Source organism: Streptococcus oralis Uo5, from assembly GCF_000253155.1.
In the GTDB taxonomy this organism is placed as follows: Bacteria; Bacillota; Bacilli; order Lactobacillales; family Streptococcaceae; genus Streptococcus; species Streptococcus oralis_L.
Window position 1 is genome coordinate 565,907 of the sequence record NC_015291.1, and the last position, 12,831, is coordinate 578,737.

The 12,831-nt window shown below is 43.3% G+C and carries 15 protein-coding genes; 13 read left to right on the top strand and 2 right to left on the bottom strand.

The window, feature by feature from the left end; genetic code table 11:
- From SOR_RS02920 to SOR_RS02930, 3 genes are read left to right on the top strand one after another with little or no spacing between them, the layout of a single operon-like run.
- Positions 1-756, top strand: a complete 756-nt coding sequence (locus SOR_RS02920; RefSeq protein WP_000364117.1) for an ABC transporter ATP-binding protein — start codon at positions 1-3, stop codon at positions 754-756.
- Between the two features lie 19 nt (positions 757-775).
- A complete protein-coding gene (locus SOR_RS02925; RefSeq protein ID WP_000753257.1) occupies positions 776-1,786 on the top strand; it encodes an ABC transporter substrate-binding protein in 1,011 nt (336 codons plus the stop codon).
- Entirely contained in the window at positions 1,767-2,459 is a 693-nt protein-coding gene (locus SOR_RS02930; protein ID WP_000175771.1) for an alpha/beta hydrolase-fold protein, read from the top strand. The genes SOR_RS02925 and SOR_RS02930 overlap by 20 nt, the downstream gene beginning before the upstream one ends.
- A gap of 42 nt (positions 2,460-2,501) precedes the next feature.
- Here SOR_RS02930 and SOR_RS02935 read toward each other — a convergent pair whose 3' ends face one another.
- On the bottom strand, positions 2,502-3,251 hold the full coding sequence (locus tag SOR_RS02935; protein ID WP_000500172.1) for a lysophospholipid acyltransferase family protein: 750 nt from the start codon (positions 3,249-3,251) through the stop codon (positions 2,502-2,504).
- A gap of 131 nt (positions 3,252-3,382) precedes the next feature.
- Between SOR_RS02935 and SOR_RS02940 the strand changes: the two genes are divergently transcribed.
- From SOR_RS02940 to SOR_RS02965, 6 genes are all read left to right on the top strand, one after another.
- A complete protein-coding gene (locus tag SOR_RS02940) occupies positions 3,383-5,719 on the top strand; it encodes a cation-translocating P-type ATPase (protein ID WP_013670184.1) in 2,337 nt (778 codons plus the stop codon).
- A gap of 101 nt (positions 5,720-5,820) precedes the next feature.
- Entirely contained in the window at positions 5,821-6,498 is a 678-nt protein-coding gene (locus tag SOR_RS02945; RefSeq protein WP_000624063.1) for a tRNA (adenine(22)-N(1))-methyltransferase, read from the top strand.
- Complete coding sequence (locus SOR_RS02950) at positions 6,485-7,282, top strand: Nif3-like dinuclear metal center hexameric protein (RefSeq protein WP_000881145.1); 798 nt, start codon at positions 6,485-6,487, stop codon at positions 7,280-7,282. The genes SOR_RS02945 and SOR_RS02950 overlap by 14 nt, the downstream gene beginning before the upstream one ends.
- Before the next feature lie 16 nt (positions 7,283-7,298).
- Positions 7,299-8,402, top strand: a complete 1,104-nt coding sequence (locus tag SOR_RS02955) for an NAD(P)/FAD-dependent oxidoreductase (protein WP_000754681.1) — start codon at positions 7,299-7,301, stop codon at positions 8,400-8,402.
- A 102-nt stretch (positions 8,403-8,504) separates the two neighbouring features.
- A complete protein-coding gene (gene galE, locus SOR_RS02960; RefSeq protein WP_001156534.1) occupies positions 8,505-9,524 on the top strand; it encodes a UDP-glucose 4-epimerase GalE in 1,020 nt (339 codons plus the stop codon).
- A complete protein-coding gene (locus tag SOR_RS02965) occupies positions 9,508-10,491 on the top strand; it encodes a glycosyltransferase family 2 protein (RefSeq protein WP_000364625.1) in 984 nt (327 codons plus the stop codon). Before galE ends, SOR_RS02965 begins: the two co-directional genes overlap by 17 nt.
- A 75-nt stretch (positions 10,492-10,566) precedes the next feature.
- Here the strand turns inward: SOR_RS02965 and SOR_RS09930 are convergent, their stop codons facing one another.
- Positions 10,567-10,770, bottom strand: coding sequence for a ferredoxin (locus tag SOR_RS09930; protein ID WP_002874767.1), 204 nt, complete (start codon positions 10,768-10,770; stop codon positions 10,567-10,569).
- Between the two features lie 45 nt (positions 10,771-10,815).
- Here SOR_RS09930 and SOR_RS02970 point away from each other — a divergent pair, with 45 nt between their 5' ends.
- From SOR_RS02970 to SOR_RS10250, 4 genes are all read left to right on the top strand, one after another.
- Entirely contained in the window at positions 10,816-11,322 is a 507-nt protein-coding gene (locus SOR_RS02970; protein WP_000410189.1) for an SAG1386/EF1546 family surface-associated protein, read from the top strand.
- 9 nt (positions 11,323-11,331) lie between these two features.
- Complete coding sequence (cmk, locus tag SOR_RS02975) at positions 11,332-12,006, top strand: (d)CMP kinase (RefSeq protein ID WP_000849416.1); 675 nt, start codon at positions 11,332-11,334, stop codon at positions 12,004-12,006.
- Positions 12,007-12,124: 118 nt separating this feature from the next.
- The gene (locus tag SOR_RS02980; RefSeq protein WP_000162310.1) at positions 12,125-12,631 is read left to right on the top strand and encodes a dihydrofolate reductase; all 507 of its coding nucleotides are present in this window, start codon (positions 12,125-12,127) and stop codon (positions 12,629-12,631) included.
- Positions 12,631-12,801, top strand: a complete 171-nt coding sequence (locus tag SOR_RS10250; RefSeq protein WP_000442252.1) for a hypothetical protein — start codon at positions 12,631-12,633, stop codon at positions 12,799-12,801. Before SOR_RS02980 ends, SOR_RS10250 begins: the two co-directional genes overlap by 1 nt.
- Positions 12,802-12,831 lie beyond the last annotated feature (30 nt).

Consider the following 12,831-nt stretch of genomic DNA (forward strand, 5'->3'; position numbering starts at 1 on the left):
ATGGACTTGATTTGTCAGGATGTCCACTTTGGACTAGGAGAGAAAAAAATTCTCAAAGGAGTTTCTCTTAAGGTTGAGGGGCATCAATTTCACACGATACTAGGACCAAATGGAAGTGGAAAGACCAGTCTGCTTAAACTCCTCTATCGTCAGGAAAAGGCGGACAAAGGCTTGATAAGATTAGATGGAAAGCCACTGGAGCATTGGTCACTCAAAGAAACAGCCAAGCAAATGGCAGTTGTAACCCAGTTTAATCAATTGCAGTTTGATTGTACAGTTGAGGAAATCGTCTTGCTGGGAAGAACTCCCCACCTCTCTTTTTTACAGAAGGAAAAGGAAAGGGATTATGCCCTCGTTCAAGATGCTCTCGTCAAGGTGGATATGCTCGAGAAGAAAACTCGTCTCTATTCGTCTCTGTCAGGGGGGGAGAAACAACGAGTCTTATTAGCCCGCGCCTTGGCGCAAGAACCGACTCTCTTGCTCCTGGACGAACCAACCAATCACCTGGATATCAAGTATCAGCTAGACTTGTTGGCCATTGTGAAGAATCTCAAGGTCAATGTTCTAGCTGTCCTACATGATATTCAACTTGCTTGTCGCTATTCGGATTATCTCTATCTGATGAAAGAGGGAGAAATCCTTTATCAAGGGACTCCAAAGGAGACCATCACCCCTGAGTCATTGCAAACTGTATACGGAGTTCAAAGTCAGGTTACTTGGACCGAGGATCAGCAAGCTATGATTCACTATTTATAAGAAAGAAAAGGAAAACAAGATGAAAAAAACACTAAGCATTTTACTAGTAACAGTAGCTACCTTAACCATGGCAGCTTGTGGCAATACTACTACAGAAAAAGCTACCACACAGTCTAGTACAGAAACAAGTCAAAAGGCCAGCACAGAGACGACTTATCCGTTAACGGTCAAGACCTATGATGCTAAGGGAAATGAAGTCGAACAAGTCTTTGACAAGGCACCTGAAAAAGTTATCACCAACAATCTGTCAACCACTGAAATCTTATTGGAGTTAGGCTTGAAGGATAAAATTGCTGGCATGCTTAACCCTGATAATGCTGTGACTGACAAATACAAGGACGCGATTGCGACGATTCCTCAAATTGGGGATAAAAAAACAGTCTCTCAAGAGACAGTCCTTTCTTATGAACCAGATGCGGTGATGGGTCGAAACATGATGTTCTCTGAAAAATCCTTGGGGACAGTTAGCACTTGGAATGAAAACAAAATCCCAGTCTATACGCAAAAAGCTTCTCTCTCAACGATTCAGCAAGATTTGGGAAATATTGTAGAAGATGTTAAAAATCTTGGAATGATTTTTAATGTTCAGGACAAGGCTAATGAATACGCAACCCAATTACAAGCTAAAATTGACGCTGTTAAGAAAGCAAATCCAACAAGCCAAGGTGAAAAGAAAAAGGCTTTGATTATGGTTGCTTATAATGACGAAACCTTCGGTGCTTACAAGTCTGCTTTGCAAGAGAGCCTGCTAAATCAACTTGGTTATACAAACGTTGCAACGGGAACATCAGGCTTGACCTTGGAAAATCTCGTGTCAATGGACCCTGAGTTGATTATCTATGTGACCAGCGACCGCAATAAAAAATTGGATGCCAACGCAGTAGAGTTGATGAAGGCAAATGAAGTTTTGGAAAACGTTCCTGCTATTAAGAATCAAAAAATCATGACCATTTCTTACGATGAGTTGATGGACTATGGTCCAGCAGTAATTGATTCCCTTGAAAAAATCAATGACTTTATCAATAAATAATGAGTTTGATTGGGAAGGGATCCAAGTCAAGATCAGCCTTCCTTCAACCTATGATCCCAGTCAAATCTATCCAGCGATTCTTTTGAATGATGGAAACTTGGATTTTCTATCTTCTCTTTCAGAATCTGTGATTTTAGTGGGCTTGACCTCTAAAAATCGCCTAGATGACTACACTCCATGGAAGGCAGCTGCTCTGAGAGATGGAGCTCCAGATTTTGGCGGTCAGGCAAATGCCTATCATGGTCATTTATTTGGAGGTCTTTTAGACAAGTTGCAGTCGCTTTATCGCCTGGACAAAAATCGCCTTGCCTATGGAGGATACTCACTAGGTGGACTGGCGGCAGTCTACAGTCTATTCAGCTTTGACAAGGTCTCCTGTATCTTCTCTATCTGTGGTTCCTTTTGGTATCCTGATTTTATGACTTATTGCAAGGAAGAAAAGATGAGAAATTTAGATTGTTTACTGTATTTACAGAATGGTCAAACAGAAGGAGCCCATCATACCAATCGCTTGGCTCAAGCACCAGTCTATGCTGAACAGATTCATACCAGTCTTCAGAAACACTATCCGACTAGTCAGTTTTTCTTTGATCCCTATGGGCATCATGAGCAAGTGGCTGAACGATTCCTAGCCTTTTCCAGCTGGTTGGCCCAAAAATGGAAAATCGAATAAAAGAATTATCCCTTGGCTTTTGCCAAGGGATAATTGTATTTTTTAACCAAGAGACTCTCTCTTCTTATCTGGATTCCAGATAAAACTTGCGATGAAGGTAAAGATAATCGTTAGGATACCAACAATCACAGCAAGGATAAGGGCAGGGATGCGGACAAACCACCAGAGTGGATTTGGTTTTTTATCATTGTGCCATTGATTGGTTTCTTCGTCTAAACGTTGGAATTCTGCTTGGATACGATCTGCAACCATTTCAATCCCTTCATCATTCATTTTCTTGATGTCTGAGATATCGATAGGATTTCCAAAGTTCATATCCACACGTTCACGGCTAACCAAACCTTTTAAGGTCATGGGACCGGTGTAGGTGACAGGCATGATACGGACCTTGGCCATTTTGGCAATCAAGGCAACTCCACCCTTGACATCATTTGAGTGACGGCTCCCACTTGGAAACATGATGAGAGAGCGGTCGCTTTTTTTGAGGACGTTGATAGGGTACTTGATGGCAGAGGCACTAGGTTTTTCCCGGTCAATAGGAAAGGCGCCACACATACGGATCCACCAGCCAAAGATGCGGTTGTTAAACAGCTCTTTTTTGGCCATAAAGATGAACTGTTTTGGCTTGGTCGCAAAAGCCATGTAAACTGGATCCCACCAGGTACGATGAGGAGCGACGAGGATATAGTTTTCATCTTGACTAGGGATTTTATCCGTATTGTGATAGTGGGCATTGCCATTGATGGACCACAAGATCAGCATGACTAGTCCACGTAAATAAGTATAAAACATGAGATCTCCTTCGATTGTATTGCTTTTATTATTATACCTTATCGAAAGACTACTGGCAAACTTTTTCAGTTATCAGCCAACAGTTTTAGATGGGATTAGAATTCTTTTAAAAAAATGATATGATAGAATTTATGGATAAAAATATAATAATGGGATTAACCCAAAGAGAAGTCGAGGAAAGACAGGCTCAAGGTTTGGTCAATGACTTTACCGCATCAGCCAGCACTAGTACTTGGCAAATCATCAAACGAAATGTTTTTACACTTTTTAACGCTTTAAACTTTGCCATTGCTTTGGCGCTAGCCTTTGTGCAGGCTTGGAGCAATTTGGTCTTCTTTGCTGTTATCTGCTTTAACGCTTTTTCTGGAATTGTGACCGAGCTAAGGGCCAAACACATGGTGGACAAGCTCAATCTCATGACCAAGGAAAAGGTCAAAACCATCCGTGATGGTCAAGAAGTCGCTCTCAATCCAGAAGAGTTGGTTCTAGGAGATGTCATTCGTTTGTCTGCGGGAGAGCAAATCCCTAGTGATGCACTGGTTCTGGAAGGATTTGCGGAAGTCAATGAAGCCATGTTAACGGGAGAGAGTGATTTGGTGCAAAAGGAAGTGGATGCCTTGCTCTTGTCAGGGAGTTTCCTAGCTAGTGGTGCAGCTTTGGCTCAAGTCCACCATGTCGGGGCAGACAACTATGCTTCCAAACTCATGCTGGAAGCTAAGACAGTGAAACCGATCAACTCCCGTATCATGAAATCGCTTGACAAGCTAGCTGGTTTTACTGGGAAGATTATCATTCCCTTTGGTCTAGCTCTCTTGCTAGAAGCCTTGATGTTAAAAGGCTTGCCCCTCAAGTCATCCGTTGTAAATTCGTCAACAGCCCTTTTGGGAATGTTGCCCAAGGGAATCGCCCTTTTGACCATAACTTCGCTCTTAACAGCTGTAATCAAACTGGGTTTGAAAAAGGTCTTGGTGCAGGAGATGTACTCTGTCGAAACCTTGGCGCGTGTGGATATGCTTTGTCTGGACAAGACGGGCACCATCACCCAAGGAAAGATGCAGGTGGAGGCAGTTCTTCCGCTGACGGAAACTTATGGTGATGAGGCAATTGCTAGCATTCTGACCAGCTACATAGCTCACAGTGAGGATAAAAATCCAACAGCTCAAGCCATTCGCCAGCGTTTCCAAGGAGAAGTTGCTTATCCTAAGATTTCCAATCTGCCTTTCTCTAGCGACCGCAAGTGGGGGGCTATGGAGTTGGAAGGACTAGGGACAGTTTTCTTAGGGGCGCCTGAGATGTTGCTGGACTCTGAAGTCCCAGAAGCCAGAGAGGCCTTGGAGAGAGGTTCTCGTGTCTTGGTCTTGGCTCTCAGTCACGAAAAACTAGACCACCACAAGCCACAAAAACCATCTGATATTCAAGCCTTGGCACTGCTGGAGATTTTGGACCCTATTCGAGAGGGAGCAGCAGAGACGCTAGACTATCTTCGTTCTCAAGAAGTGGGCCTCAAGATTATCTCTGGGGACAATCCGGTCACTGTATCCAGCATTGCCCAGAAAGCTGGATTTGCAGACTATCAAAGCTATGTTGATTGCTCTAAAATCTCCGATGAGGAATTGATGGCCAAGGCGGAGGAGACTGCGATTTTCGGTCGTGTTTCCCCTCATCAAAAGAAACTCATCATCCAAACGCTGAAAAAAGCGGGGCACACAACGGCCATGACAGGGGATGGAGTCAATGATATCCTGGCCCTTCGTGAGGCGGATTGTTCGATCGTAATGGCTGAAGGGGATCCGGCGACTCGTCAGATTGCCAATCTAGTTCTCTTGAACTCAGACTTTAATGATGTTCCTGAGATTCTCTTTGAAGGTCGTCGTGTGGTCAATAACATTGCCCATATTGCACCGATTTTCTTGATTAAAACTATCTATTCCTTCCTGTTAGCAGCCATCTGTATTGCCAGTGTTTTATTAGGACGGTCTGAGTGGATTTTGATTTTCCCTTTCATTCCGATCCAGATTACCATGATTGACCAATTTGTGGAAGGTTTCCCACCATTTGTCTTGACTTTTGAGCGAAATATCAAGCCGGTTGAGCCAAATTTCCTCAGAAGGTCTATGCTTCGTGCCCTACCAAGTGCACTTATGATCGTCTTCAGCGTTCTTTTTGTGAAAATATTTGGGGCTAGCCAAGGTTGGTCAGAGTTAGAAATCTCAACCCTACTTTATTATCTCCTTGGGTCTATCGGTTTCTTATCCGTATTTAGAGCCTGCATGCCATTTACCCTCTGGCGTGTCCTCTTGATTGTTTGGTCAGTAGGAGGTTTCCTGGCTACGGCCCTTTTCCCGAGAATTCAAAAACTGCTTGAAATTTCGACCTTGACAGGACAAACATTCCCTGTTTACCTTGTCATGATGGCTGTCTTTACTGTGATTTTCATTCTAACCAGTCGCTATCAAGCTAGAAAATAAAGAAAGGCTGCAATCTGTGGATTGCGGTCTTTTTAGGTGCAGGAGTGCTAGCCGAAATATGGTATAATAAAAGGTAATAGAATTTTGGGAAGTGAGAGAAGATGATTTCAAAGAGATTAGAATTGGTGGCGTCCTTTGTACCACAAGGTGCCATTTTACTAGATGTGGGGAGTGACCATGCTTATCTGCCAATCGAGTTAGTCGAGAGAGGCCAAATTGAAGGTGCTATTGCAGGGGAAGTGGTGGAAGGACCCTACCAGTCCGCAGTCAAGAATGTTGAAAGTCACGGTCTAAAGGAGAAAATCCAAGTTCGTTTAGCCAATGGCTTAGCAGCCTTTGAAGATGTCGACCAAGTATCGGTTATCACCATTGCAGGTATGGGAGGTCGTTTGATTGCTACCATATTGGAAGAAGGCTTGGACAAGCTGGCTAATGTAGAACGTTTGATTCTCCAGCCTAATAATCGTGAAGACGACTTGCGCATCTGGCTACAAGACCACGGATTTCAGATTGTAGCAGAAAGCATCCTAGAAGAAGCCGGCAAATTTTATGAGATTTTAGTGGTGGAAGCTGGACAAATGAAGCTATCAGCCAGTGATGTTCGCTTTGGTCCCTTTTTGTCCAAAGAAGTCAGCCCAGTCTTCGTCCAAAAATGGCAAAAAGAAGCTGTTAAGCTAGAGTTTGCCCTCGGACAAATCCCAGAAAAAAATCTGGAGGAACGTCAAGTTCTAGTAGATAAAATTCAAGCCATCAAGGAGGTGCTCCATGTTAGCAAGTGAAGTGATTAACGCATATGAAGCCTTCTGCCCTCAGGAATTTTCAATGGAGGGCGACAGTCGTGGCCTGCAAATTGGAACTCTAGACAAGGATATCCAAAGGGTCATGGTTGCTCTGGATATTCGTGAAGAGACAGTGGCTGAAGCCATTGAAAAGGGTGTGGACTTGATTATCGTTAAGCACGCGCCGATTTTCCGTCCCATCAAGGATTTGGTCGCCAGTCGTCCGCAAAACCAGATTTACATTGATTTGATTAAGCATGACATTGCAGTTTATGTTAGCCATACCAATATTGATATTGTTGATAACGGCCTTAATGATTGGTTCTGTCAGATGTTAGGTATCGAGGAAACGACTTATCTTCAGGAAACAGGCCCAGAACGTGGGATTGGGCGTATTGGTGACATTCAACCACAGACTTTTGGAGCATTTGCTCAGCATGTCAAGCAAGTTTTTGGTCTAGATAGTCTTCGCATGGTGCATTATCAAGAGAGTGATTTGAAGAAGGAAATTTCAAGAGTTGCCATTTGCGGCGGTAGTGGTCAGTCTTTCTATCCTGATGCTTTGGCAAAGGGGGCGGATGTCTATATTACTGGTGATATCTACTACCATACAGCACAGGATATGTTGTCTGATGGTCTGATGGCATTGGATCCAGGACATTATATCGAAGTGCTTTTTGTGGAAAAAATCGCTGACCTCCTTAATCAATGGAAGGCAGAAAAGGGCTGGCCTATTGAGATTTTGCCTAGTCAAGCATCGACCAATCCTTTCCACCATATCTAGTTAGGAAGTGAAGACAATGAAAAAAGTTGCCATTATCGGAGCAGGAATTGTGGGGGCAACAGCTGCCTACTACCTCGTGAAAGAAAGCGACCTAGAGGTGACCGTTTTTGACCATGGACAGGGGCAAGCAACCGAGGCTGCAGCAGGAATTATCAGTCCTTGGTTTTCCAAACGCCGCAATAAAGCTTGGTACAAGATGGCGCGCTTGGGGGCTGACTTTTATGTGGATTTGTTGGCTGATTTAGAAAAGTCAGGACAGGAAATCGACTTTTACCAGCGTTTGGGAGTTTTTCTCTTGAAAAAGGATGAATCCAAGCTAGAAGAACTTTATGAACTAGCACTCCAGCGTAGGGAAGAATCTCCCTTGATAGGTCAATTAGCCATTCTAGACCAAGCGTCTGCAAATGAATTATTCCCTGGCTTGCAGGGATTTGACCGCCTGCTCTATGCTTCTGGTGGAGCGAGAGTAGATGGCCAACTCTTAGTGACTCGTTTGCTAAAAGCTAGTCAAGTCAAGCTGGTCAAAGAAAAAGTGAGTCTGACACCTTTAGCATCAGGTTACCAGATTGGTGAAGAGATGTTTGATCAGGTTATCTTGGCGACAGGAGCTTGGTTGGGGGACATTTTGGAACCTTTAGGATATGAGGTAGATGTTCGTCCCCAAAAAGGACAACTCCGAGATTATCAGCTCTCTAAAGACCTAGCATCTCACCCTGTTGTCATGCCAGAAGGGGAGTGGGATTTGATCCCTTTTACAGGTGGGAAATTGTCCTTGGGCGCTACCCACGAAAATGATATGGGATATGATTTGACGGTGGATGAAACCTTGCTCCAGCAAATGGAGGATGCGGCCTTGCCATACTACCAAGCCTTGGCTGAAGCTACTATAAGAGGTGAGCGAGTAGGAATCCGTGCTTACACCAGTGATTTCTCCCCTTTCTTTGGACAGGTACCTGGCTTAGCAGGTGTCTATGCGGCTAGCGGACTAGGGTCATCCGGTCTCACAACTGGGCCTATCATTGGTTACCACTTAGCTCAACTGATCCAAGACAAGGAATTGACCTTGGATCCAGTAAACTATCCAATCGCAAACTATGTCAAACGAGTAAAAAGCGAATAAGATTTTACTGAAATTTTAGCCTCCCCTCTAGGATGGCAAATGACATTCCCTATTAAAAATGATAAAATAAAGAAAAAATAATCCGAGAATCGAGGAAAAAAGATGCAAGAAAAGATTTTGGTAACTGGCGGTGCCGGATTTATCGGAACCCACACGGTTATTGAATTGATCCAAGCAGGTCATCAGGTTGTAGTGGTGGATAATCTTGTCAACAGCAACCGTAAAAGTTTAGAAGTTGTTGAAAGAATTACAGGAGTTGAGATTCCTTTTTATGAGGCAGATATCCGTGACACAGATACACTCAGAGATATTTTCAAGCAGGAAGAACCGACTGGTGTGATTCACTTTGCGGGTTTGAAGGCTGTTGGCGAATCAACCCGTATCCCTCTTGCCTACTATGATAACAATATCGCTGGAACTGTCAGCCTTTTGAAAGCTATGGAAGAAAATAACTGTAAGAACATCATCTTCAGTTCTTCGGCGACAGTTTACGGAGATCCTCACACTGTTCCAATCTTAGAAGATTTCCCACTTTCAGTGACCAACCCGTACGGTCGTACTAAGCTCATGCTAGAGGAAATTTTGACGGATATCTACAAGGCAGACTCAGAATGGAATGTGGTCTTGCTTCGTTACTTTAACCCAATCGGAGCACATGAGAGTGGAGACTTAGGAGAAAATCCAAACGGCATTCCAAACAACCTCTTACCTTATGTTTCACAAGTAGCAGTTGGCAAACTAGAGCAAGTACAAGTTTTTGGAGATGATTACGATACAGAAGATGGAACTGGGGTTCGTGACTATATCCATGTTGTAGACCTAGCCAAAGGTCACGTTGCAGCTTTGAAAAAACTCCAAAAAGGTTCAGGTCTTAATGTTTATAACCTTGGAACAGGTAAAGGTTATTCCGTTCTTGAAATTATCCAAAATATGGAAAAAGCAGTGGGACGTCCTATTCCTTACCGCATCGTAGAACGTCGCCCAGGTGATATCGCTGCCTGCTACTCAGACCCAGCAAAAGCCAAAGCAGAGCTCGGATGGGAAGCAGAACTCGACATCACCCAAATGTGTGAAGACGCATGGCGTTGGCAAAGCAAGCATCCAAATGGATTTGAAGACTAAGATGATGATTTCAATCATCGTCCCTTGTCTAAACGAAGAGGAAGTACTTCCTCTTTTTTATCAGTCTGTGGAAGCTCTGCTTCCTGACTTGGGAGCAGAGGTCGAATATGTATTTGTAGACGATGGCTCAAGTGATGGGACCTTGGAGCTTTTGAAGACCTATAGGGAGCAAAATCCTGCGGTCCGTTATGTCTCATTCTCACGAAATTTTGGGAAAGAGGCAGCCCTATATGCAGGCTTGCAGCATGCAACTGGAGACTTGGTGGTCGTGATGGATGCAGACCTTCAGGATCCTCCTAGTATGCTACTTGAGATGAAAGCCTTACTAGACCAAAATGCAGATATAGACTGTGTTGGGACACGGAGAACTAGTCGGGAGGGAGAACCCTTTTTCCGCAGTTTCTGTGCGAACCTCTTTTACCGCCTCATGCAAAAAATTAGCCCAGTGGCTCTACCCTCAGGTGTCCGTGATTTTCGTATGATGAGAAGGTCTGTGGTAGATGCTATTTTGACCCTGACCGAGTCCAATCGTTTTTCTAAAGGACTCTTTGCCTGGGTGGGTTTTAAAACGCACTATCTTGATTATCCAAACGTTGAACGACAGGCTGGCAAGACCAGTTGGAGTTTTAGACAACTCTTTTTCTACTCGATTGAAGGGATTCTCAATTTTTCAGATTTTCCCTTGAGTATAGCTTTTGTAGCGGGACTTCTATCTTGTTTTCTTTCTTTTGTGATGACAGTTTTTGTAGTGTTTCGGACTCTTATCTTGGGAAATCCGACATCTGGTTGGACGTCTTTGATGGCTGTCATTCTCTTTCTTGGAGGGATTCAACTCCTGACAATTGGGATTCTTGGTAAGTATATCAGTAAGATTTATCTGGAAACCAAAAAAAGACCACTCTATCTCGTCAAAGAAAAAAGTGACCTTTCTATTGTTGAAGGAAAAAATAACCAAAAAAGACTATAATTTTACCTAGAAATATGCTAAACTAGTAAGTGTGGGAAAAATGAGAAAAAATTAATAACATTCATTCCCTGCTTTCTACGATGGATCTTTTAGAAGTGCTCTTGTAGGACAATTTTTGATGGCCTCCAGAACATCGCTGGTCTCAGCGATTTCTCTTTGCAATTCAACTGGATCATCGTAAAATCGAACGATTCCATTATCATGGTAATCAAAGAGTTCAGAATAGGTTTGGCAAAGCCCGCAGGCGATGCACCGTTCGGGTATAAGTGTGACTTTCATATTTATATTGTAATAAGAAAATGTAAAAAAAACAAGGAGTAAGGTATGGAAAAAGAACCGTGGCAAGAAGATATCTACGAAAACAATGAGGAAGAAACAAGATCAGAGCGTCGACACCGGAAACAAAAAGGGAAAGGCGTTGTTGCCAATCGTGTCTTGACGGTTCTAGCTAGCCTCTTCTTTGTAATCGTTGTAGCAATGGTAGTTGTATTGATTTACCTATCAACCGGAGGAAGCAATCGTACTTCATCTTTGAAGGACTTCTATGATGCATCGTCTCCTTCTACAAGTTCAAGTTCTAAAGTAGAAGCATCATCATCTTCAAGTAGCAAGGTAGAGGAAACAGCTTCTTCTGAATCAACACCTTCAGAAAGCAGTTCGGAAGAACATGCAGAGGGTGAAGGAACACTTACAGTACAGCCTGGAGAGGGAGAGGCAGCTCTTGCTCAGCGTGCAGGGATTTCCATTGCCCAGCTAGAATCCCTAAATCCTTCTCATATGTCATCTGGATCTTGGTTTGCCAACCCAGGTGATGTGATTAAGACAAGATAGGAGTCGGTCATGAAGACAATTCAAATTGCTATCGATGGTCCAGCTTCGAGTGGCAAGAGTACGGTTGCAAAGATTGTCGCTAAGGATTTTGGTTACACTTATCTCGATACGGGTGCTATGTACCGTGCTGCGACTTATATAGCGCTTAAGAACCAGTTGGATGCAGGAAATGTAGATCAACTTCTCGAGCTTCTTAACCAACACCCCATTAGTTTTGGTCGTTCAGAAACAGGTGAGCAACTTGTTTTTGTAGGGGATGTTGATATTACCCATCCGATTCGTGAAAATGAAGTGACCAACAAGGTTTCAAGCATTGCTGCCATTCCTGAGGTGCGTGAGAAACTGGTTTCTCTCCAGCAAGAGATTGCTCAGCAAGGTGGTATCGTCATGGATGGGCGTGATATCGGGACAGTTGTTTTACCACAAGCTGAACTTAAAATTTTCCTAGTGGCTTCTGTTGAAGAAAGAGCAGAGCGTCGTTACAAGGAAAATATTGCTAAAGGGATTGAAACAGACCTTGAAACGCTGAAAGAAGAGATTGCGGCGCGTGACTACAAGGATAGTCATCGTGAAACCTCACCTCTCAAACAGGCTGAGGATGCAGTTTATCTTGACACAACTGGACTAAGTATCCAGGAAGTGGTCGAAAAAATCGAATCAGAAGCAAAAAAATATATGTCCTAGGGACGAGAGGAGCAGGCTAAATGAAGCCTGCTCCTTTTCTCTCTTTTGCGCGCGTTTCAAAACAGTCTTTTTGGGAGAATTTTGATAAAATAGTAGTATCAATAAAAAGGACGGAAGCATGACAAAGAAAATCATAGCCATTTGGGCCCAAGATGAAAAAGGTGTGATTGGGAAGGAAGATCGTCTCCCTTGGCATTTGCCAGCAGAGTTGCAACATTTTAAGGAAACAACTTTAAATCATGCTATACTGATGGGGCGAGTGACCTTTGATGGCATGGGACGTCGTCTGCTTCCAAAACGGCAAACCCTGATTTTAACGCGCAATAGCGAAGAAGTCATAGATGGGGCGCTCGTATTTCAAGATGTGGAGTCTGTTTTAGCGTGGTATCAGAGTCAGGAAAAAAATCTCTATATCCTTGGCGGAAAACAGATTTTTCAGGCTTTTGAGCCCTATTTAGATGAAATCATCGTGACACAGATTCATGCTCAGGTGGAGGGAGATACCTATTTCCCTGAGGAGTTTGACTTGTCTCGTTTTGAGACAGTAGCAAGCAAATCTTACACCCGAGATGAGAAAAACGACTATGATTTTACTATCGAATACCGAGATAGAAAGGAAGTCTAATGGAGCGCAGTATATTTGGATTTTTTACAGCTTTTTTGTGTGTGATCTGTATTTTGACTGGAGCACAGGCTTTTCGTAAGAAGCGCTATGGACTGTCTGCCTTACTCTGGTTGAATGCTTTTACCAATCTGGTCAACAGTGTCCACGCTTTTTATATGACCTTATTTTAGATAGAATGATAAATTAGAATGGAAGGAAAT

What these genes read in the sequence shown, in the direction of transcription:
- SOR_RS02920 (WP_000364117.1), top strand. Translation starts at nt 1, where the DNA reads ATGGACTTGATTTGTCAGGATGTCCACTTTGGACTAGGAGAGAAAAAA.
- SOR_RS02925 (WP_000753257.1), top strand. Translation starts at nt 776, where the DNA reads ATGAAAAAAACACTAAGCATTTTACTAGTAACAGTAGCTACCTTAACC.
- SOR_RS02930 (WP_000175771.1), top strand. Translation starts at nt 1,767, where the DNA reads ATGACTTTATCAATAAATAATGAGTTTGATTGGGAAGGGATCCAAGTC.
- SOR_RS02935 (WP_000500172.1), bottom strand. Translation starts at nt 3,251, where the DNA reads ATGTTTTATACTTATTTACGTGGACTAGTCATGCTGATCTTGTGGTCC.
- SOR_RS02940 (WP_013670184.1), top strand. Translation starts at nt 3,383, where the DNA reads ATGGATAAAAATATAATAATGGGATTAACCCAAAGAGAAGTCGAGGAA.
- SOR_RS02945 (WP_000624063.1), top strand. Translation starts at nt 5,821, where the DNA reads ATGATTTCAAAGAGATTAGAATTGGTGGCGTCCTTTGTACCACAAGGT.
- SOR_RS02950 (WP_000881145.1), top strand. Translation starts at nt 6,485, where the DNA reads ATGTTAGCAAGTGAAGTGATTAACGCATATGAAGCCTTCTGCCCTCAG.
- SOR_RS02955 (WP_000754681.1), top strand. Translation starts at nt 7,299, where the DNA reads ATGAAAAAAGTTGCCATTATCGGAGCAGGAATTGTGGGGGCAACAGCT.
- galE (WP_001156534.1), top strand. Translation starts at nt 8,505, where the DNA reads ATGCAAGAAAAGATTTTGGTAACTGGCGGTGCCGGATTTATCGGAACC.
- SOR_RS02965 (WP_000364625.1), top strand. Translation starts at nt 9,508, where the DNA reads ATGGATTTGAAGACTAAGATGATGATTTCAATCATCGTCCCTTGTCTA.
- SOR_RS09930 (WP_002874767.1), bottom strand. Translation starts at nt 10,770, where the DNA reads ATGAAAGTCACACTTATACCCGAACGGTGCATCGCCTGCGGGCTTTGC.
- SOR_RS02970 (WP_000410189.1), top strand. Translation starts at nt 10,816, where the DNA reads ATGGAAAAAGAACCGTGGCAAGAAGATATCTACGAAAACAATGAGGAA.
- cmk (WP_000849416.1), top strand. Translation starts at nt 11,332, where the DNA reads ATGAAGACAATTCAAATTGCTATCGATGGTCCAGCTTCGAGTGGCAAG.
- SOR_RS02980 (WP_000162310.1), top strand. Translation starts at nt 12,125, where the DNA reads ATGACAAAGAAAATCATAGCCATTTGGGCCCAAGATGAAAAAGGTGTG.
- SOR_RS10250 (WP_000442252.1), top strand. Translation starts at nt 12,631, where the DNA reads ATGGAGCGCAGTATATTTGGATTTTTTACAGCTTTTTTGTGTGTGATC.